This window comes from Lysobacter sp. yr284 (assembly GCF_900107375.1).
Classification (GTDB): domain Bacteria; phylum Pseudomonadota; class Gammaproteobacteria; order Xanthomonadales; family Xanthomonadaceae; genus Lysobacter.
The window spans coordinates 88727-108972 of sequence record NZ_FNPT01000013.1; the positions used below are offsets into that span (position 1 = coordinate 88727).

16 protein-coding genes are annotated in these 20246 nt (G+C 68.7%); 11 read left to right on the top strand and 5 right to left on the bottom strand.

Going from position 1 to position 20246, the window contains the following annotated elements; genetic code table 11:
- Positions 1-106: 106 nt before the first annotated feature.
- Positions 107-1054, bottom strand: a complete 948-nt coding sequence (gene oxyR / locus BLV01_RS17710; protein ID WP_091802739.1) for a DNA-binding transcriptional regulator OxyR — start codon at positions 1052-1054, stop codon at positions 107-109.
- 165 nt (positions 1055-1219) lie between these two features.
- On the opposite strand from oxyR, the gene BLV01_RS17715 reads away from it, so the two are divergent.
- Positions 1220-1759 carry a peroxiredoxin gene (locus tag BLV01_RS17715; RefSeq protein WP_074863051.1) on the top strand — a complete coding sequence of 180 codons (540 nt, stop codon included), beginning with the start codon at positions 1220-1222 and terminating at the stop codon, positions 1757-1759.
- 382 nt (positions 1760-2141) lie between these two features.
- On the top strand, positions 2142-2669 hold the full coding sequence (locus BLV01_RS17720) for an alkylhydroperoxidase, AhpD family (protein WP_091802742.1): 528 nt from the start codon (positions 2142-2144) through the stop codon (positions 2667-2669).
- A gap of 241 nt (positions 2670-2910) precedes the next feature.
- Here the strand turns inward: BLV01_RS17720 and BLV01_RS17725 are convergent, their stop codons facing one another.
- Positions 2911-4530 (bottom strand): PKD domain-containing protein, encoded by a 1620-nt coding sequence (locus BLV01_RS17725; RefSeq protein WP_091802745.1) that lies wholly within the window; start codon positions 4528-4530, stop codon positions 2911-2913.
- Positions 4531-5012: 482 nt separating this feature from the next.
- Here BLV01_RS17725 and prmC point away from each other — a divergent pair, with 482 nt between their 5' ends.
- The 9 genes from prmC to BLV01_RS17765 all read left to right on the top strand — a co-directional run bounded on the left by prmC (position 5013) and on the right by BLV01_RS17765 (position 17916).
- The gene (gene prmC / locus BLV01_RS17730; RefSeq protein WP_091802748.1) at positions 5013-5861 is read left to right on the top strand and encodes a peptide chain release factor N(5)-glutamine methyltransferase; all 849 of its coding nucleotides are present in this window, start codon (positions 5013-5015) and stop codon (positions 5859-5861) included.
- A gap of 141 nt (positions 5862-6002) precedes the next feature.
- Complete coding sequence (gene pip / locus BLV01_RS17735; protein WP_091802751.1) at positions 6003-6944, top strand: prolyl aminopeptidase; 942 nt, start codon at positions 6003-6005, stop codon at positions 6942-6944.
- Positions 6945-7516: 572 nt separating this feature from the next.
- Positions 7517-9862, top strand: a complete 2346-nt coding sequence (locus BLV01_RS17740; RefSeq protein WP_091802754.1) for a glycosyltransferase family 2 protein — start codon at positions 7517-7519, stop codon at positions 9860-9862.
- Positions 9859-10650 (top strand): ABC transporter permease, encoded by a 792-nt coding sequence (locus BLV01_RS26375; protein WP_175486068.1) that lies wholly within the window; start codon positions 9859-9861, stop codon positions 10648-10650. Before BLV01_RS17740 ends, BLV01_RS26375 begins: the two co-directional genes overlap by 4 nt.
- 11 nt (positions 10651-10661) lie before the next feature.
- A complete protein-coding gene (locus BLV01_RS26380; protein WP_175486070.1) occupies positions 10662-11801 on the top strand; it encodes an ABC transporter ATP-binding protein in 1140 nt (379 codons plus the stop codon).
- Positions 11802-11811: 10 nt separating this feature from the next.
- Positions 11812-12690 carry a glycosyltransferase family A protein gene (locus BLV01_RS17750; protein ID WP_091802757.1) on the top strand — a complete coding sequence of 293 codons (879 nt, stop codon included), beginning with the start codon at positions 11812-11814 and terminating at the stop codon, positions 12688-12690.
- Between the two features lie 7 nt (positions 12691-12697).
- Positions 12698-14383: a glycosyltransferase family protein gene (locus tag BLV01_RS17755; RefSeq protein WP_091802760.1), complete on the top strand. Its 1686-nt coding sequence runs from the start codon at positions 12698-12700 to the stop codon at positions 14381-14383.
- Positions 14374-16869: an adenylyltransferase/cytidyltransferase family protein gene (locus BLV01_RS17760; protein WP_254782679.1), complete on the top strand. Its 2496-nt coding sequence runs from the start codon at positions 14374-14376 to the stop codon at positions 16867-16869. The genes BLV01_RS17755 and BLV01_RS17760 overlap by 10 nt, the downstream gene beginning before the upstream one ends.
- A 93-nt stretch (positions 16870-16962) precedes the next feature.
- A complete protein-coding gene (locus BLV01_RS17765; protein WP_254782684.1) occupies positions 16963-17916 on the top strand; it encodes a class I SAM-dependent methyltransferase in 954 nt (317 codons plus the stop codon).
- A gap of 28 nt (positions 17917-17944) precedes the next feature.
- On the opposite strand, the gene BLV01_RS17770 is transcribed toward BLV01_RS17765, so the two are convergent.
- From BLV01_RS17770 to BLV01_RS17780, 3 genes are all read right to left on the bottom strand, one after another.
- Positions 17945-18514 (bottom strand): NUDIX hydrolase, encoded by a 570-nt coding sequence (locus tag BLV01_RS17770; protein ID WP_091802766.1) that lies wholly within the window; start codon positions 18512-18514, stop codon positions 17945-17947.
- 136 nt (positions 18515-18650) lie between these two features.
- A complete protein-coding gene (locus BLV01_RS17775; RefSeq protein ID WP_091802769.1) occupies positions 18651-19592 on the bottom strand; it encodes a 5'-3' exonuclease in 942 nt (313 codons plus the stop codon).
- A gap of 70 nt (positions 19593-19662) precedes the next feature.
- Complete coding sequence (locus tag BLV01_RS17780) at positions 19663-20244, bottom strand: nitroreductase family protein (protein WP_091802771.1); 582 nt, start codon at positions 20242-20244, stop codon at positions 19663-19665.
- Between the last annotated feature and the right edge of the window lie 2 nt (positions 20245-20246).

Below are 20246 nucleotides of genomic sequence, written 5' to 3' on the forward strand. Positions count from 1 at the left end.
TCGTGTCAATGCGGTGTCGCACGCATGCGCGCACGCCGCTCCACGCGCGTCGCCGCTTCGCATCGGCGGCGCGCGCTTTCGCCGCCGCCGCGGATGCGATCCGGCGTCAGCGCACCTCGCGCGCCGGCTTGCGCTTGCCCGCGGGGGCGATCGGCGGCTGCAGCAGCGCGGCCGGCAGCTTGCGCAGTTCGTCGGCCAGCTGCAGCAGGAACTCCGACATCGCCGAGCTGCGCCGCCACAACATGCCGATCTGCCGGTGCGGCGGCGCGCCGCTGAAGCGCAGCAGGCGGATGTCGGGCGAGTTCGGCACCGGCGGCTGCACCGCGAGCGTCGGCAGCAGGGTGATGCCGACGCCGGCGGCGACCATCTGCCGCAGCGTTTCCAGGCTGGTCGCACGGAAGCCGTCGCGTTCGTCGGCGCCGGCCAGGCGGCACACGTCCAGGGCCTGGTCGCGCAGGCAATGGCCCTCTTCGAGCAGCAGCAGGTGTTGGTCGTCGAGGTCGTGCAGGTCGAGGCTGTCGCGCGCGGCCATCGGGTGCTGCTGCGGCACCGCCAGGACGAAGGGTTCGTCGAACAGCGGCTCGACGTGGAGCTGGTCGTCGTGGATCGGCAGCGCCAGCAGGCCGGCGTCGAGGCGGCCGTCGCGCAGGCGGGCGAGGATCTGGTCGGTCTTCTCCTCGACCAGCAGCAGTTCCAGGCGCGGGAAGCGCTTGCGCAGGTTCGGCACCACGTGCGGCAGCAGGTAGGGCCCCAGGGTCGGGAACAGGCCCAGCCGCACCGTGCCGGCTTCCGGGTCCTGGCTGCGGCGCGCGATCTCGCTCATCTGCTCGACGTCGGCGATGACCTTGCGCGCGCGCTCGGCGATGTCGCGCCCGACCGGGGTCAGCATCACCCGCCGAGGCGCGCGCTCGACCAGCGACACGCCCAGCTCGTCCTCGAGCTTCTTGATCTGGGTCGAAAGCGTGGGCTGGCTCACGAAGCTGGCCGCGGCGGCACGGCCGAAGTGCTTGTGATCGGCGAGCGCGACCAGATATTTGAGGTCTCTTAGGTTCATGCCCGGGCTGTCAATTGAGGATGGCTATCGGCATAATAGGAACAATTCATTTCAGTAATCAATTGCTGTAGCGCAACATACGCAGCATAGGTTGTGCCCAGCGACGTGTTGATCCTGTCGCGACCCCCTTTACCACCCATCCCATCCCATCCAGGAGATACCTGCATGCTTTCGATCGGCGAGAAGTTCCCGAAGTTCAAGGTCAAGGCCACCGTCGGCATCGACAACCTCGACACCGCCTTCGCGGACATCGACAACGACACCTACAAGGGCAAGTGGCTGCTGGTGTTCTTCTACCCGAAGGACTTCACCTTCGTCTGCCCGACCGAGATCAAGGGCTTCGGCGACCTGAACCAGCAGTTCCTGGACCGCGACTGCCAGGTGCTGGCCGCGTCCACCGACAGCGAGTTCGTCCATCTGGCCTGGCGCAAGGACCACAAGGACCTGCGCGACCTGCCGTTCCCCATGCTGGCCGACATCAAGAAGGACCTGACCTCGGCCCTGGGCATCCTGACCGACGACGGCGTCGCCCAGCGCGCGACCTTCCTGGTCGATCCGGACGGCATCATCCGCTTCGTCTACGTCACCGACGGCTCGGTCGGCCGCAACCCGCAGGAAGTGCTGCGCGTGCTCGACGCCCTGCAGACCGACGAGCTGTGCCCGTGCAACTGGAACCAGGGCGAGAACACCCTGAAGGTCGCCTAAGACACTCGGCGCCGGCCGCCCGCTGACGGCGGCCCGGCGCAGGGTTTCGACCTCGGGATGCCTGTCCCGCGGCGCCGGATTCCGTGACCCGGCGCCCCTCCGGTTTTTAGTTGCATGTTCCACCTGCGTCGCCGGTCCGCCGGCAGCGCAGTCTGCTTCGGCACCACCCCGCATGCGGCCGGTCGCACCGGCCTCCCTCCCCTCCGTGCGGGTGCCTGCAGCCGGGGTTCGCCCCGGCTGTTTTTTACTCCGCTGCATCGCGCCGCTGCGCTACGCCCTCGACGAGTTCCCAGCCAGCCGTGCGCTTGCGCACGCCCGCCAGGCGCTCGCGCGCGCCCGCTGCGCGGCCGTCCCCCGATCCGAGCATTCCAGGAGCTTTCCGATGAGCCTTACCGATCTTCGCAATTCGCTGCCCGACTACGCCAAGGACCTCAAGCTCAACCTCGACAGCGTGCTCAGCGACGCCGGCTCGCAGGGCCTGGACGCCAAGCAGATCCGCGCCATCGCCTTGTCGTGCGCGATCGCCTCGCGCTACAAGCCGCTGACCGAAGCGATCGAAGCCTTCGCCGCCGAGAAGCTGTCGGCCGAGGAAATCGCCGGCGCCAAGGCCGCGGCCGCGGTGATGGGCATGAACAACATCTATTACCGCGCCACCCACCTGATCCAGAACGAAGAGTACGGCCAGCTGCGCGCCGGCCTGCGCATGAACGTCATGGCCAACCCGGGCATCGACAAGATGACCTTCGAGCTGGCCTCGCTGGCGGTGTCGGCCATCAACGGCTGCGGCGCCTGCATGGACTCGCACGAGAAGGTGCTGCGCAAGCACGAGATCAGCGCGCAGGGCGTGCAGAGCGCGCTCAAGATCGGCGCGGTGGTGCACGCGGTGGCGGTGGCGCTCGAGCAGGCCTGAGCGCGTCGCGTTCAAACGTTGGATGGTGGCAGGGGATCGCCGGTGGCAACACCGGCGATCTTTTTTTTGCGCGCTGGATCGGTTCACTGCCTGTAGGAGCGGCGCGAGCCGCGACCGCGACAATCCAACGATTGCGCAACCTTCGCCGTAGTTGAGTTGTCGCGGTCGCGGCTCGCGCCGCTCCTACAGGGGCTGGTGAAGCGCCGCCGCCGCGGGAAAGACCGGCGGCGGCGCCTCGCGCTCAGCGCACCTCGAACTCGTAGATGCGCGTGGCCGGGTCGCCGTTCTGGGTCGGCGTGGTCACGTTGAGCTTGATGTAGCGCGCCGAGGTCGCGCCGATCGCATGGGTCGAGGTATTGCCGGTGTTCGCCGTCACCGACACCGGCGTGCTCCAGCTGCTGCCGTTGGTCGAGGTCTGGATGGTGAAGGCCTTGCTGTTCCAGTTCGCCGACTCGCCGCCGGCGCCGGCGTGCTTGACGGTGAAGCCGCTGACCGTCTGCGCCGAACCCAGGTCGACCTGCAGCCAGGCCGGCGAGGCCAGCGAGCAGAACTTGTCGGTGGTGCCGCCGGACACGCTGCCGTTGACCGCCTTGGCCGCGCTCTCGTTGCCGTTGCACGCGGCCGAGCTGGTGGTGGGCTTGTTGAGCGCGAGGTTGACGTTGCCGGCGCCGACCGAGACGGTCGCGGTCTTGGTGTTGCTGGCGCCGCCGTTGTCGGTGACGGTCAGGCTTACGCTGTAATTGCCTGCGCTGGCGTAGGCATGCGACGGATTGGTCGCGGCCGACGTCTGGCCGTCGCCGAAACTCCAGCTGCGCGAGGCGATGCTGCCGTCGGCGTCGCTGGAGGAATCGCTGAAGCTCGCGGTCAGGCCGCTGACGCTGACGCCGAAGTTGGCCACCGGCGCGGCGTTGCCGCTGAGCGCGTTGTTGATCGCGGCCGCGTACTGCGCGCTGGTGCCCTGCGCCCAGCACTTCTGGATGTCGTCGTACAGCCACAGGAAACCGCCGTTGATGCCGGCGCTGGTCTTCCAGCCGGCCATGCGGCTCCCGACCTGCGCCGGGCTGTCGCCGGCGCTGCAGCCGCTGCCGTGCTTGGTCCACAGGCCGGGCATCACGGTCATGCCCATCGCGGTGTTCCAGGTCGCCGGGTTGTTGCCGGCGCCGCCGTCGTAGACCTGCAGGTAGATGCGGTCGACCGAGGCGCCGAGGTTGTCCTTCACCCCTTTCCAGAAGCTCTGGTTGGTGTAGGGCGCGAAGGTGATCTTGTAGCCGAGCCCGACCAGCATCTGGCCGAAGGTGGTGGTGTCGGCGACGTTGTAGTGGCTCTCGTCGTCGAAGTTGACCGCGTCGGCGCCGGTGACGGTCTTGAGCGCCTGGAAATTGCGGTAGAGGATGCTGCCGCTGCCGGTGCCGCAGACCAGGGTGCTGCCGCAACCGGCGGCGGTGCCGTTGGCGAGCTTGGCCATGCGCTCGAAGTCGGGCACGCCCCAGGCGCCGATCGAGACTTCCACCCGCTTGACCGAGGTCGGCGCGGTCTTCAGCGAGGCCAGCCGCGCCGGCCAGTCGGCGTCGCTTCCGATGTAGGCGCCGTTCTTGACGATCGGAATGTCGTTGTAGACCAGGTCGCCGTTGTCCTCGATATGGATGCTCCACAGGAACACGGTGGTGAAGCCGGAGGCCTTGAGGTCGTTGATCACCGGCTGGCCGCCGGAATAGAACGGGCCGCCGCCGAAGATCGCCGACTCGGCGGCCCAGGCCGCCGGCGCGACGACGGCCAGGGCGAGCGCGGCCAGGACGGGAGCGGCGAGCGCCGCGGCGGTACGGCGTAGGGCGGGAGTCGAAGGCTGGCTCGGCACGGACATGGGCGATCCCCTGGAGTGATGGTCGGCGGCGCGGCCGGGCGTGGCAGCGACGGCGCGCGCGGTGCGGTCGCCAGCGGCGGCGACGCGCCGACAGTGCGAGCGGGGTTTTCGCGGTGTCAACGTTTGGATCGATCTAAACAAGGATAAAACGTCTAAAACCGGGCGCGCCGCGGAGATTTTCCCGAGCAATCAACGCGCTGCGTCCGCGCCTGCGGCCGACGGCGAATCCGACGCCGCGCACACAACGCCGCGCGATTGCGTTGCGCCGCAGCACGGACTCGCGCGAAGCGGCTGCGGGCCGTTGCTGTGGGAGGGCCTTCAGGCCCGACGCTTTTGCTTCAGGTCGCCGCGATCTCAGTGGCAGGCCCTGCTGTTGTGGGAGGGCCTTCAGGCCCGACGCTCTTGTTTCAGGTCTCGGCAAACTGAAACAAGAGCGTCGGGCCTGAAGGCCCTCCCGCAGCGCCCGCCTTACAATGCGGGCGATGAATTCCCACGACTCCGCCGAGCCGCCGACCGTCGCCACGCTGCTGCGCGCCGCGCGCGCGCGCATCGAGCCGGCCGAGGCCGAACTGCTGCTCGCCCACGCGCTGCAGCGCTCGCGCAGCTGGCTGTTCGCCCACGACGACCACGCGCCCGCCCCCGAAGCGCGGGCGCGTTTCGCCGAATGGCTCGACCGCCGCGCCGCCGGCGAGCCGGTCGCCTACCTGCTCGGCCGCCGCGGCTTCTGGCGCTTCGACCTGCAGGTGAGCCCGGCCACGCTGATCCCGCGTCCGGAGACCGAGCGCCTGGTCGAACTGGCGCTGGAACGCCTGCCGGCGCGGACCGAGCTGCGCGTGGCCGACCTGGGCACCGGCAGCGGCGCGATCGCGCTGGCGCTGGCGCTGGAGCGTCCGCAGGCGCAGGTGCTGGCGGTGGACCTGAGCGAGCCGGCGCTGGCGGTGGCGCGCGCCAACGCCGCCGAACTGGGCCTGGCCAACGCGGTCTTCCGCCACGGCGACTGGTTCGCGCCGCTGGCCGGCGAGCGCTTCGACCTGATCGCCAGCAACCCGCCCTACATCGAGGCGGCCGACCCGCACCTGGCCCAGGGCGACCTACGCTTCGAGCCGGCGGACGCGCTGGCCTCCGGCGCCGACGGCCTCGACGCGATCCGGACCATCGCGCGCGACGCGCCCGCGCACCTGCAGCCTGGCGGCTGGCTGCTGATCGAACACGGCTGGGAGCAGGGCGCGGCGGTGCGCGCGTTGCTGCAGCAGGCCGGCTTCGCCGAGGTGGCGACCGAGCGCGATTGGGAACAGCGCGACCGCGTCAGCCTGGGGCGCTGGCCCGGCTAGGTTCGGCGACGACGGCCGCCGCCTTCGCCCCGCCCGAACCGCGCTGCACGGGCCGCCTTGGCGCCCGAACCGCCGCGGCGGGCACCCAAAGCGATCGCCGCGGGCGGCTAAACTGCGTGCATCCCGACTGCGAGGTCCCCGATGCGCACGCTCTATCCCGAACTCGAACCCTTCGACACCGGCACGCTCAAGGTCGACGAGCGCCACACGCTGCATTACGAGCAGTGCGGCAATCCCGACGGCAAGCCGGTGGTGCTGCTGCACGGCGGCCCCGGCGCCGGCTGCAGCGCCAAGATGCGCCGCTTCCACGACCCGGCCAAGTACCGCATCGTCCTGTTCGACCAGCGCGGCAGCGGCCGTTCCACCCCGCACGCGGACCTGACCGACAACACCACCTGGGACCTGGTCGCCGACATCGAGAAGCTGCGCGTCCAGCTCGGCATCGAGCGCTGGCAGGTGTTCGGCGGCTCCTGGGGCTCGACCCTGGCGCTGGCGTATGCGCAGTCGCACCCGCAGCGCGTCACCGAACTGGTGCTGCGCGGCATCTTCATGCTGCGCCGCTGGGAACTGGAGTGGTTCTACCAGGAAGGCGCCTCGCGCCTGTTCCCCGACGCCTGGGAGCACTACGTCAACGCGATCCCGGCGGTCGAGCGCCACGACCTGATCAGCGCCTTCCACCGCCGCCTGACCAGTAGCGACGAGAAGACCCGCCTGGACGCCGCGCGCGCCTGGAGCGTGTGGGAAGGCGCGACCAGCTTCCTGCACGTCGACGACGATTTCGTCAGCGGCCACGAGGACGCCAAGTTCGCCCTGGCCTTCGCCCGCATCGAGAACCATTACTTCGTCAACGGCGGGTTCTTCGAGGTCGAAGACCAACTGCTGCGCGACGCGCACAAGATCGCCGACATCCCCGGCGCGATCGTGCACGGCCGCTACGACGTGGTCTGCCCGGTGCAGAACGCGTGGGAGCTGAAAAAGGCCTGGCCGAAGGCCGAGCTGACCATCACCCCGGCTTCGGGGCATTCGGCGTTCGAGGCCGAGAACGTGGACGCGCTGGTGCGGGCGACCGATCGGTTCGCCTGAGCGCGGGCGACAGCGCGGGCGGAGGTTTCCCCCGCGCTGTCGTCGCTGTCTCGCAGCAAGAGCGCCGCGTGCGCTGATCCCGCATCCGAAGGCATCGTCGATATGCCTGTTTGACTCTATTTTTTCTTCATCCGGCACTGAATTTACGCCAACGCCTACGGCAGCGACGCCTCCCTCCAGGGCCGTCCGCTGCGCCGATTCCGCGCAACTTCATTGGAATCCGGCGAAACAGTGAGCAACGCGCAACGCGTTGTGGCGCACAAATAATTTTTTGTTCCGCGATTAATGGCATCGAAAATACGCAACGTATTTTCGTGCAGGCGATTGCGATCAAGCGTTTGCGTGCGAAATCCTTCGAAAACGTCCCCGTTTTTGCCCTCAGCCGCGGTTTGACAGCGTTTTTGCCCGCGCGCTGAAATCGCCCGCCATTGCGGTCGTCGGGTGCTGCGCATGCGGTTCCGACGAACGCGAGACCACGGGGCAAGTCAGGCGCGACACGGCAAGGCCGTGGCCTGCGGCGAGGGGAAACGTTGAGCATCACTGGAACTTATGGACAGGGACGGCAGCTGCGCTTGGTCGCGATCCAGCAGCTGCGCTCGTTGCCCGCGGGCGAGCCGGCGGGCTACGCGGCCCAGGGCGAGGACCTGCAATTCGAAGTGGAAGCCGCGCAGGGCGAATTGCCCGTGCCCGGCTGGTACCTGCTGGATCTGCGTTTCGCGCTGGAAGACGGGCGCATCCTCGCGCCCTGCCTGTATCCCGATTACGGTGGGGGCGTGTCCGAGGCGCTGCGCATCGGCTTGGCCGAGCCGGCGCGCGACGGGCGCTCGCGCAGCGTGGTGCTGATCGGATCGCGCCTGCACCGCCTGCGTTTCGATCCCAGCGAAAGCCGGGCGCGGTTCGCCATGGAGCAGTTCCGCCTGCGTCGGATCTCGCGGCCGCGCGCGGTGTGGGAACTGCTGTGCGGCATCCAGCGCGCGCGCCGCGAGGTGCTGTGCGAAGAAGCGGTCGGCGCCGGCCTGCGCTTCCTGCGCGCGGCCCTGCGCGGCCGCATGGCCGACGGCGGCAAGGCGTTGCTGCAGCACTACCGTCTGGCGTTGCGGCAGGGCGCGCATTCTTACCAGCATTGGCTGGCGCGGTACGACCGCGCCGTGGCGGCGGGCAGCTGCGCAGCGGACGCAGGCGCGGGCGGCGCGCCGACGCCGGACGCACTTGCGGCGGACGGCGCGGAAACTGCCTCGTCCGCGACACCGGCCGCGCCCACGATCTCGATCGTCCTGCCGGTGCGCGACCCGCCGTTGCCGTGGCTGCGGCGCTGCCTGGACAGCGTGATCGCCCAGACCTGGCCGAACTGGCAGCTGTGCATCGCCGACGACGCCTCGCGCTCCGGCGCGGTGCGCCGGCTGTTGCGCGACTACGCCGCGCGCGATCCGCGCATCGTGCTGCGCTTGCGCGAGAACCACGGCCATATCTGCGAAGCCAGCAACAGCGCGATCGAACTGGCGACGGGCAGCCACATCGGCTTTCTCGACCACGACGACGAACTCGCGCCGCAGGCGCTGGAGGAGGTCGCCCGCGCCATCGTCGAGCATCCGCGCGCGCGGCTGTTCTACACCGACGAGGACAAGGTCGACGAGAGCGGTCGTCGCTTCGAGCCGAACTTCAAGCCGGCCTGGAACCCGGACCTGCTGCGCACCCAGAACTACATCTGCCATTTCGTCGCGATCGAGGCGGCGCTGGTGCGCGAACTCGGCGGGCTGCGCGCCGGCTTCGAAGGCGCGCAGGACCACGACCTGCTGCTGCGCTGCGCCGAGCGCCTGGACGACGGCCAGATCGTGCACATCCCGCAGGTGCTGTACCACTGGCGGGTGCTGCCCGAGTCCACCGCGCTGTCCGGCGGCGCCAAGCCCTACGCGCTGGAGGCCGGCCGCCGCGCGGTCGAGGAACACCACGCCCGCAGCGGCGTGCGCGCGCGGGTCGAGGTGACCGAGCACGGCTACTACCGCAGCGTGCGCAGCCTGCGCGAGCGGCCGCTGGCATCGCTGATCGTGCCCACCCGCGACCGCGCCGCGCTGCTGCGCACCTGCGTGGAGAGCGTGCTGCAGCGCACCGCCTACCGGCCGCTGGAACTGCTGGTGGTGGACAACGGCTCCAGCGAACCCGAGGCGCTGCGCTACCTGGGCGAACTGCGCCGGCGCGAACACGTGCGGGTGCTCGACTGGCCGCATCCGTTCAACTTCTCCGCCATCGTCAACCACGCCGCCGCGCAGGCGCGCGGCGAGGTGTTGTGCCTGCTCAACAACGACACCGAGGTGATCGCCTCCGACTGGCTCGACGAGCTGGTCTCGCACGCATTGCGCGAGGACGTCGGCGCGGTCGGCGGGATGCTGTACTACCCGGGCGACACCATCCAGCACGCCGGCGTGATCCTCGGCATCGGCGGCGTCGCCGGCCACGCCCACGGCCACCTGCGCCGCGGCAGCAACGGCTATCTGGGCCGCGCCGGCGTGGTCCAGAACCTCAGCGCCGTCACCGGCGCCTGCCTGGCGCTGCGCCGCGCGTTGTACGCCGAGGTCGGCGGCATGGACGAGAGCCTGGCGGTGGCGTTCAACGACATCGACCTGTGCCTGCGCCTGCACGCGCGCGGCTATCGCAACGTGTGGACGCCGCATGCCGAGCTGTATCACCACGAGTCGGCGTCGCGCGGGCCGGAGGATACGCCGGAGAAGCGCGCGCGATTCCTGGCCGAGGCAGCGGCGATGCAACGCCGCTGGGGAGAGTTGCTGCGCAACGATCCGGCCTACAACCCCAATTTGTCGCTGGAAAGCCTGCATTTCGATCTGGCGTTCCCGCCGCGGTCGCGGATCAGTCGGGTATCGGCGCGCGTTCCTTCCCCTCTCACGATTCCGGTCAACGCATGAGTTCCTTGCTTTCGCACCTGCGCCAAAGCCTCAGACGCCCCGATCACTGGCTGTATGCCAGTTGGCTCGACATCGTGCTCAAGTACCGGCGCACCCGCTTGGGCGTGCTGTGGATGCTGGTGCCCACGGCCATCTATATCTGGGGCATCGGCGGATTCCTCGCGGCGCTTCAACCGGGGATCGCCGTTGCCGGCTTCCTGGCCCACGTCGGGATGGGCTTCGTGCTGTTCCGCCTCGTCTCGACCGTGGCGATGGACGCCACCACGGCTTTCGCACAGAGCCAGGCCTATATCTACGACGGACATACCCGGCTGACCGACTTCGTGCTGCGCGCGATCGCGCGGTCGTTCGCCTACTTTTTATTGTCGTTGCCGGTGGCGTTGGCCGCCGCATTCGCCTCGCCGGACTTCGATGCGCTCGGCACCGGTCTGGCCTTGCTGGGCCTGGCGACGGTGATGTGGAACCTGTTCGTGTTCTCGGTGTTGCTGGCCATCGCAGGCGCGCGGTTTCCGGATATGCACGAAGCGATGGGCAGCGCGGTCATGGCCTTGTTCCTGCTCACTCCGGTGGTCTGGTACGCCAGCGTAGCGCCGGCGGACACCTTGCATGGGCAGCTGATGCGGGCCAATCCGCTGCATCACATGATTGCGGTCGTGCGCGATCCCCTGCTCGGCGAGCCGGTGGAACCGGTCACTTGGTGGTATCTGGCGACGATGAGCGTGGTCGGTACCGTGGCCGCAGCCTGGGTTTATGGCGGCGCGGCCCGCCGGGTTCCGCAATGGTTGTAAGGAAAGAAACAATGCTCGCTTTGCGTGCGCACGATGTGAGCCTGGAGTTGGCGCTGGACAGTCAATCCGGCGGCTTGGGGCGAAAGCTTGGGTTCCGCTCTGCCGTCGCAGGGACGATGCGGCGGTATGTCACCGTGCTGAGCCGGATTTCCTTCGAGGCGGGCGAGGGCGACCGGATCGCACTGCTAGGTCTCAACGGCGCCGGAAAGAGCACGTTGTTGCGCGTGCTCAACGGCGCGTATGCGCCGACGCGCGGCCGGGTCGAGGCTCACGGCACCATGCAGTCCCTGCTCAATTCGACCTTGGGTTTCGCCGAGCAGGCGTCGGTGGCCGAGAACGTGATGCTGCGCGGTACCGCGATGGGACTTCGCCGCGCGCAGGTGCAGCAGGCCTTGGCGGAAATCCTCGACTTCGCCGGATTGCGCGAGCGCGCGCAGCACCGTCTGCATGCTTTGTCCACGGGGCAGCGCATGCGGCTCGGATTCGCGATCTCCACGTGCGTGCAGCCCGATATCCTGTTGATGGACGAATGGATCGCCACTGGCGACGCCGCTTTCGCCGAGCGCGCACGCTCGCGCTTGGCGCGACGCTTCGAGGACAGCCGGATCGTGGTCATGGCCAGTCACGGTACCGAACTGCAGCGGCGCATGTGCAACAAGGCGTTGGTGCTGGACGCCGGGCGGCTGCAGTTCTTCGGCGGGATCGAAGCGGGTATCGAGGCCTATGCGCAGATCGTGGCGAAGGCGGGGCAGGGCGCAATGACGCAAGCGGCGGGCGCCGCACCGCTGCTGTTCGGCGAATCCGTCGGCATGGTCGAACGGATCCTCATCGGCGCGAACGACGTGCGTCTGGAGGGCTGGGCGCTCGACTCCAGGGGCGGCGAGGTGGACGTGGTCGGTGTGGAGATGGGCGGGGCCAACGAGGCGCTGGTGCCCGAGCGGATCGAACGCGAAGACGTGCGGCTTCATCTGGGCAAGCGCTCGGGCCGCTATGGGTTCCGGGTGGCCTTGCCGCGGCCGCGCCACTGCGACGACGCGCAATTGCTGCAGGGCCTGCGGGTGCGCGCGGGCCGCAGCGCCGACCGGCTCGGGCCGCCATTGCCGCTGGCGGCGGCGGCTGTGATCGAGACCGCCGTGGATCGGGGCGGCTGAAGGAGAAGACATGTTCAAGAGCACGACCAGCGGTGCGTCCTTGCTGAACCATGGCGGAGCCGGGCCGCAGCAGATGCATGAAGTGGTGAGCGCGATCGTACGGTTCCACGATCCGGCCGGGTTGGCCAAGCTGGAGCGAGCCATCCAGAGCCTGCATGCGCAGAACGGCGCGGTCGTCCAGCCTATCGTGGTGACCCAGCGCTTCGACAAGCGCGCCTTTCAGCGTACGCGCGACGCGGTGCTGCGGCAGTGGTTTTTCGACTGGCTGCCCGAGCCGCTGGTGGAGAACTTCGAGGACGGCGGCGAAGGCGACGCGCGTTCGGCGCTGATGAATCTCGGCATAGAGCGTCATCGCTCGCTCGGGAACCGATTCCTGGCGTTTTTGGATTACGACGACTTGTTGTACTCCCACGCGTATCGAACCCTGATGCGGCCGTTGCTCGACAGCGACGTCGCGGTCGCATTCGCAAGCGTGGAGATGGGCCACGCAGTGGGCCTGCACGATTACGATTTCGTCTACGACATGAGCTATCCGTTCCTGGGGCGCAACAAGATCGACCTGGTCCGGGACAATTTCTGCCCGTTGCACTCCTATCTGGTCGATTGCGCCAAGGTGAAGGCGTGCGAGCTGTATTTCCGCAGCGAGTTGTCGCGGGTGGAGGATTACGACTTCCTGCTGCGCGTCGCCGGCCCCAGTCCCTGCGATTTCTCCGGGATCGGACGGCGCATCGGGGTCTATCTGATGCGTAGCGACGACAGCAACAGCACGCCGAGCCATGACGGCAGCGCCGCCGACCTGGAAAAGCAATCGGTCTGGAAGCGCAATCGCGACAGCCTGGATCGGTTGCGCAGCGGCTATCCGGTGCAATTCTTCGCTTCGGATTTTTGAGGTTTCCATGCAAAACGTCAGGTTCGACGAAATCGCCCTGCTGCGCGGATCGGGTCTGTTGGACGCGCAGTGGTTGGCGCGTTCGCTGGGAATCGAAGGCGGCGCCGGCGTGCCTTTGGAATTCCTGTATCTCGACGGCCGCCAGTACTGGGGCGCGTCGACCTCGCCATTGTTCGACGGTCGCCACTATCTCGATCACGGTGCGGACTTGGTCGCGGCAGGCGTGAATCCTTTGCTGCATTATGTGACGCATGGATTCTTCGAGGGTCGGTCGCCCTCGCCGGTGATCGACGTGGATCACGTCCTGGAACAGATCGAACCCGGCGCTGCGGCTTGGGACCGGCAGCGCAAGGCCGAGTGCCTGAGGCGATACGGCGGCTTGCGCGAGCTGTTGACGGCCACCGATGCCGATCCGTGCGCGTTCTTCGAGAATGCGATCTATCGCGCTTCCTTGCGCGAACACGGCATCGACGCCGGCGATGTTCCGCTCGAGCACTACCTGCGTTGCCGCGGAAAGGTCAACGGCGCTTACCTGGAGTGCGCGAGCCTGGCGTCGATGCCGTACTACATGTCGGCCAATGCCGATCTGGCCGCCGCCGATGTCGTTCCGCTCTCGCATCTGGTGCATTACGGTCTGGCGGAGGGGCGGCGTTTCTCGTCTTCGCCGCGCGTCAGCGCGACGTTCTTGGCCAATTCGGCGCACCTCAGCGGCAACGAGGCGCTGCGCGGCCTCAAGGGCTTCATGCTCGATACGCGCGGCAGCGGCCGCCTGGCCGGGCCGGCGTGGCCGACGCCCTATGCCAAGCGCCGCCTTCCGGCGCTGGCGCATAGCGCTGCGCCTGCCCGGCGCAGGGCGTTCGTTGGGGTGGTGCTCTACCGAAACAGCGACGAGGAGCTGCGTCGGCTGGAAGCATCGATTCGCAACGAGGTGAAGTCGAACCCGGATTACCGCGTGGAGTGGGCCTATTTCGCCAACGATGCGGAGAACCTTCCGCGCTATCGCGCGCTGCTCGGCGATCGGGTCGAAGCTGCCGACGACGGGGCCAACCTCGGTTTCGGACGCGCGCACAACCATCTGATGCGGGCTTGTTTCGCCGAGGATCGGCTCTATGTCGGCGCCAATCCCGACGGTTACTTCACTCCGGGCTGCTTGCGCGCCTTGATGGATTTCAGCGATTACCACGGCGACCATGCGCTGGTCGAGGCGATGGCTGCGCCGATCGACCATCCCAAATGGCACGATCCGGTGACGCTGGACACGCCGTGGGTGTCCGGAGCCTGTTTCGCCCTGCCGCGCAGGCTATGGAACGAGGTTGGCGGATTCGACGAACGCATCCACCTGTACTGCGAGGATGTCGACCTGTCCTGGCGGGTACGCCTGATCGGCGGGCTGCTGAAAATCTGCCCGTCCGCGCGCTTCGTCCACGACGTGACGCCGCGCTTCGACGCCGCCGTCGACGAGGAACGAGAGCGCGCGCGCCGTTGTTCGATGCTGGCCGGCGGCTATTACCTCGCGCGCAAGTGGGGCGATCGCGAGCAGGCGCAACGGCTGCGCGAGGAGTACGCGGGGCTGGTGGGGCGCGAGCGGCTCGACGCATTGCCCGAGCCCGAGGTCGAAATCGATCCGGCTGTGGCGCGAAAGGTGGCCGATTTCTCGCTGGCGCGGTTTGCGCCGTCGCGCTTTTGGAACTGAGCGACGGTATGCGGATGCCAGCCTCCCTGTCGCCTGCGCGGGCGAAGACGGTGATCACTTTCGGTACCTTCGACCTGCTGCACCAGGGGCATCTGCGGATTCTCGAGCGCGCACGCGCGCTCGGCGAACGGTTGGTGGTCGGGGTGTCTACCGACTGCCTCAACGAGCGCAAGGGCAAGCGTTCGTTCTTCGACCAGCGCCACCGGCTCGAATGCGTGGCGGCGTTGCGCTGGGTCGACGAGGCGTTCTATGAAGACTCGCTGCTGCTCAAGGACGAATACATCCGCGCGTACGGCGCCGATCTGCTGGTCATGGGCGAGGACTGGAGCGGACAGTTCGATTGGGTGAGTTGTGCGGTGGCATACTTGCCGCGCACGCCCGGGGTGTCCTCCAGCGAGGTCAAGTTCGGATTGGGCGACCGTTTCAAGCCGCGCAAACTGTTGTTCGGCGATACGTACCTGCACAAGCACCACGATTGCGCGCTGGCGCTGTTGAACGCGATGACGGACGCCCGCCTGGCGCCGATCCTGACCGCCTCGCAACATCTCCCGGCGCAGGTCGATTGCGATGGGCTGGTGTACTTCAACTTGCCGGCGCAGGCGCCGCCGGCGGAGTACTCGACGCGGCCGCGGATCTTGATCGATCACGGCGCCAGCCACCTGAAGTGGTTCCTGGCCGACCCGGACCGTTTCGCCTACTTCGATGCGATCGTGACCGCCGGGCCGGATCACGTACGCTCGCTGCTGGCGTTCTTTCCGGACGCGCCGGCGGGCAAAGTGCGCGCGGCTGGATTCGCCAAATCCGCGCAGCTGTTGTCGCCGCCGCGGCTTACCCGGCGAGAGGCGGCGCACTGCTGGGGGCTGGATCCGGATGCGCCGATCGTCCTGTTCGCGCCGACCTGGCATATCTCCAACAACCGCGATGCAGCGGCGGCGATCGGCGAGATCGCCGGCATCGCCAACCACATCGCGGTTCTGCATCCGGAGACCGCACACCTCGACGTATCGCGTCTCAATCTGGCGAAGAACGAAAGCGGCACCGTCAGCGAGCTTCTCAAGCATGCCGACTGCGTGGTCTCGGATCTGTCCTCGACCTTGTTCGAGGCGGCGGCGCTGGGCAAGCCGGCGGTGCAAGTGCTGTTGAACGAATATCCGGACAACAACGCGCTTGTCTACGACTTCCCATACACGGCGGGCACCGCGGAACTGTTTTGCGGCGGATTGCCGGCCCGGCCGGGTGCGGTTGCGCGGGCCGTGGAGCGCGCGTTGAGCGACGATGCGGCCACGGCCGACGCGCTCGGGCGGATGCGCGAACGCATTCTGCGCGGCACCTCGATCAGCGAAGACGCGCCGGCAGCGATTGCGGAGGAAATCGCCCGTGCCTGCGAATCCCCGTCCGGCGGTTCGCCGTGGTGCCGTCCCGGCGCGAACGGCCCGGCATCGGCGGCGCCCTCGGTGCTGGACAATCTGCGCTATGCGCGCAATCGCCTGATCGCCGAGCGCGGCGGGCGTTTCGGCGCGCATGCCGGCTCGGCGACGCTGGAAGCGCTGCAGTGCGCCGCGGACGCGATGGACTTCATCTCGGTGAGCCTGGTGCGTTGCGCCGACGGCGTGCTGGTGGCCGGCGCGGGCGAGGAATCCCGCTACGGCCTGGAAACGGGATTCGCCGCGACGTCCTGCGCGCAATTCGAAGCCTCGCACTACATGCGCGAGTTGACTCCGCTGAGGATGGAGCGCGCCGTGGAACTGTGCGTGGGCCGCGACAGGGTACTGATCTGCGATCTGGGCGCGGGCGCGGACTACGAGTACATCGGCCGATGCCTGCGCGACGCTGCGCGGGAACTGGGCGCGCTCAATCGTATCGTCCCACGTTGCGCGGGAGTGGAGCAGTTCGATTGGGCGCTGCAGCAGGGCTTTACCAGGACCATGCTGACATTGGCCCCGGACCATGGAGACGACCCATTCGGCGCCCAGGCCCTGGCGTTCATCGACGCATGTCTGCGCCTCGATGCGCAGGCGGTCGCCGGCATCGTGCTGCCGTTCGGCGCGGTAGAGCGGCCGTGGCCCGACGATCCGCGCCTTTGCAGCCTGTTCGCGACCTGGAAGCGGGTGTATGTCGAGCACGCGCCGATCGGCGAGTATCAGCGTCTGCTCAACGCCAACCTCGGCCTGTTTGCCGAGGGCTACAGCGAACGCTTCGGTTTCGCCGAGCGCCCTCCCGGCCTGCATTGGCCGACCTATCTGTTCCTGCATCCCGACGTCGCCGATGCCGGCCTGGCCAATCCGGTCGGCGCGACCCTGCATTATTTGCGCTATGGCCGCGATGAAGGCCGTCGGCTCGGCTACGCGCCGGCGCCGGGTTTCGACTATGCCTGCTACATCGACATGAATCCCTCGCTGCGCGATCTCGGCGTCAGCGGTCCGAACACCGCATTGGCGCATTGGACCCGCACTGGTTCGGCGCTGGGATGGCGGTACCGGCGTTGAGGCGCGGTATCGGAGGGCAGCGGCAGTGCGAGTGAACCCAAGCAGCGAAGATTCGACGACAACGCTCTGCGCTGGAGCGCGCGCGTGACCGCGATGGGCAAGCCCGAAGGGGCGGCGCTGCTGGCGCGCGCGAGCGATGGGAACTTCGAAGAGCAGGCCTATCTTCGCGCCAATCCCGACGTCGCCGTGGCGGTTCGCGCCGGACATTGCGACAGCGGCCGCGCGCACTACGATGCCTTCGGCCGCGACGAGCAGCGTTGGCTGCGGCTGCCGGTGCCGACCGGATGGCGACGCGAAAAGCTGGCGCGGCTGCGCCTGTTGATGCGTCCGCAGGCCGTGCTCGGACAACGCCAGGACTGCCTTGATTGCCTGGACGACTCGCTGCGGACGCAGTTCGATCTGGTCGCGACCGACAACGTCAGCGCGCACGACTACGACGAGCGGGCGCTGGCGTTGATCGCCGCGTACCGCGACGGCCTGGTGCTGGATTGCGGCGCGGGCCTACGCAACGTGTATTACCGCAACGTGGTCAATTGCGAGATCGTCGCCTACGACAGCACCGACGTCCTGGCCGCAGCCGAGCGTCTGCCGTTCGTCGACGGGTGCTTCGATGCGGTGCTGAGCCTGAACGTGCTCGAACACGTCAAGGACCCGTTCCAGGCCGCGCGCGAGCTGTTGCGCGTGCTCAAGCCGGGCGGCCGGCTGATGTGCGTGGCGCCCTTCCTGCAGCCCTTGCACGGCTATCCGCACCATTACTACAACATGACCCGGCAGGGGTTGGAGAATCTGTTCGCGGCGCTGGACGAGCGGCAGGTGGAGATCTACGGTGCGATGCGGCCGATCTGGGCGTTGCAGTGGTTTCTCAGCGCTTACCACGCCGGTTTGCCCGAGGAGCAGGCGGCGCGTTTCGCCGGCATGACCGTCGCCGAACTGATGGCTCCGCCGCAATCGCTGCAGCTCGATCCGATCGCCGCGACGCTCGACGCCGCTGCGTGCACCGCCCTGGCCTCGGCGCACGCGCTGTTCGGGCGCAAGCCCATGACGTAGTCCGGCGCTGGGCCGGTGCGGTCGCGGCTCAGCCGGCCGCCGACCCATCCGGATTGCGCTCGATCATCCACAACCCCGCCCACAGCTTCAGATCCAGCTCGTACCCCTCCGCCTGCCGCTGCATCAGCCACGCCGGCGCGTTCGCGCGCGGGACCTGGTGGACGACGATGTCCTCGCCGGCGACGCCGCCGCCGGGGCCGACGCGGTGCAGGTCGCTGGCGCGGACGAAGGCGATGCGCTCGCTGCTCATGCCGGCCGAGGTCGGGCCGGTCAGCAGGACTTCGACCCGGCGCGGTTCCCAGCCGGTTTCCTCGACCAGTTCGCGCGCGGCGGCCGATTCCAGGGTGTCGTGGGCGTGGTCGTCGCCGACCAGGCCGGCCGGCATTTCGATGGTGCGGGCGTTGAGCGGGACGCGGAACTGTTCGACGAACAGGACGTCGTCGTCGGGGGTGACCGCGATGATGATCACCGCCATGCCGTTGCCGTGGGTGCGCTCGGCGTACTCCCAATGGCCGCGCCGCATCATCCGCAGCCACTGGCCGTTGTAGATGGTTTCCACGGGTTCGTGCTGGGCGGAGTGATCTCGATCTGCGGTCATGGGGTTCCTCGCCGGTGCCCGCGGCGGCGACGGCGGCGGGCGGTGTGATGGGATGCGGTGGCGCCGGGCCGCGCGAGGTCCGCGGCGGCGCGGCGGCGGGACGCGCGTCGCGCGTTCCCGTGGGATGTCAACGATGCTACGACGGAACCTGTGACGCAGCGAAGTCGAGCCCGACCGCGGCGTACAGCCGGCGCCGGGTCATCGGGCCGAAGCGCAGGCGGTCGCACAAGGCTTGCAGGGTATCGGCGTCGGCGCTGCCGCGGCGGTAGTGGCCGCCGTCCTCGAGCAACGGCGCGTCCAGCGCGATCGTGGTCAACTGCCGGCACAGCAGCGCCTGCGCGCGGTGTTCGCGCAGCCGCGCCGCGGCGCTGGCGGCGCCGCGCAGGCGCAGGAACGGGACTTCCTCGACCCGCGCCAGCAACGCATCGAGGCTGCCGAAGTGGCCGAGCAGCGCGGCCGCGGTCTTGGCGCCGATGCCGGGCACGCCGGGAATGTTGTCGACCGCGTCGCCGCACAGGGCGAGGTAGTCGGCGATCTGGCTCGCCTGCACGCCGTGGCGCTCGGGCACGCCGGCGGCGGTCCAGCGCAGGCCGCGGGCGAAATCCCATTGCTCGTCGGCGGCGTCGAGCAACTGCGACAGGTCCTTGTCGGCCGAGACGATCACCCCGCGGTAGCCGTGCCCGCGCATGCGCATCAGCGCGCTGCCGATCAGGTCGTCGGCCTCGTACTGCACGTCGGCCAGCACGCTCAAGCCCAGCGCCGAGCACAGCGCCTTGCAGTGGCCGAACTGGCGCTTGAGCGCGTCCGGCGCCGGCTCGCGGTTGGCCTTGTAGGCCGGGTAGATCTCGTTGCGGAAGCACGAGTCCAGCGCTTCGTCGAAGGCGACGGCGATGTGCTGCGGCCGCTCGCGCTCGATCAGTTCGAGCAGGAAGCGAGCGAAGCCGTGCACGGCGTTGCTCGGCCAGCCTTCGGCGTCCTGGAAGTCGTCGGGGATCGAATGCCAGGCGCGGAACACGTACAGGCTGGCGTCGACGAGGTAGACCGGCGTCTGCGCGGCCGGTGCGGGCGGGGAAGTCATGCCTGCATTCCAGCACGCGCGGCGCCGCGCGGATACCGGCGGCGGCGCGCGGCGGACCGGCCGGTCGCGCTCACGGCGACCAAGCCTGGGTCAGCGCGACCGGGTCCGGACGTTCGCGCTCGGGCGCTTCGAGCTTGGCGGTGCCGATATGGATGAAGCCGACGATGCATTCGTGCGCCTGCACGCCGAGCCAGCGCTCGACCTGCTCGTCGTAGGCCGGCCAGCCGGTCAGCCACACCGCGCCGTAGCCCAGCGCCTGCGCCGCCTGCAGCAGGGCGAAGCAGACGCAGCCGGCGGTGAGGGTGCGTTCGAGTTCGGGGATCTTCTCGTCCGGGCCGAGCTGGGCGATCACCGCGACGATCAGCGGCGCGTGCGAGAAGCGGCTGCGGTCTTTCTCCACCGCGGCCGGGCCGGCGTCGGGAAAACGCTCGATGCCGCGCGCGGCGACGCGCTCGCCGAGCACGTGGCGGGCGTCGCCCTGGAGGGTGAGGAAGCGGAACGGCACGCGCTTGCCGTGGTCGGGCACGCGCACGGCCGCCGCCAACATACGCTGGAGGGCGGATTCGTCCGGTCCGGGCTCGGACAACTGCTTGGCGGGCACCGAACGGCGGCGGTTGAGGGCGTCGAGGAGAGCGGGGTCGGGGATAGGCATTT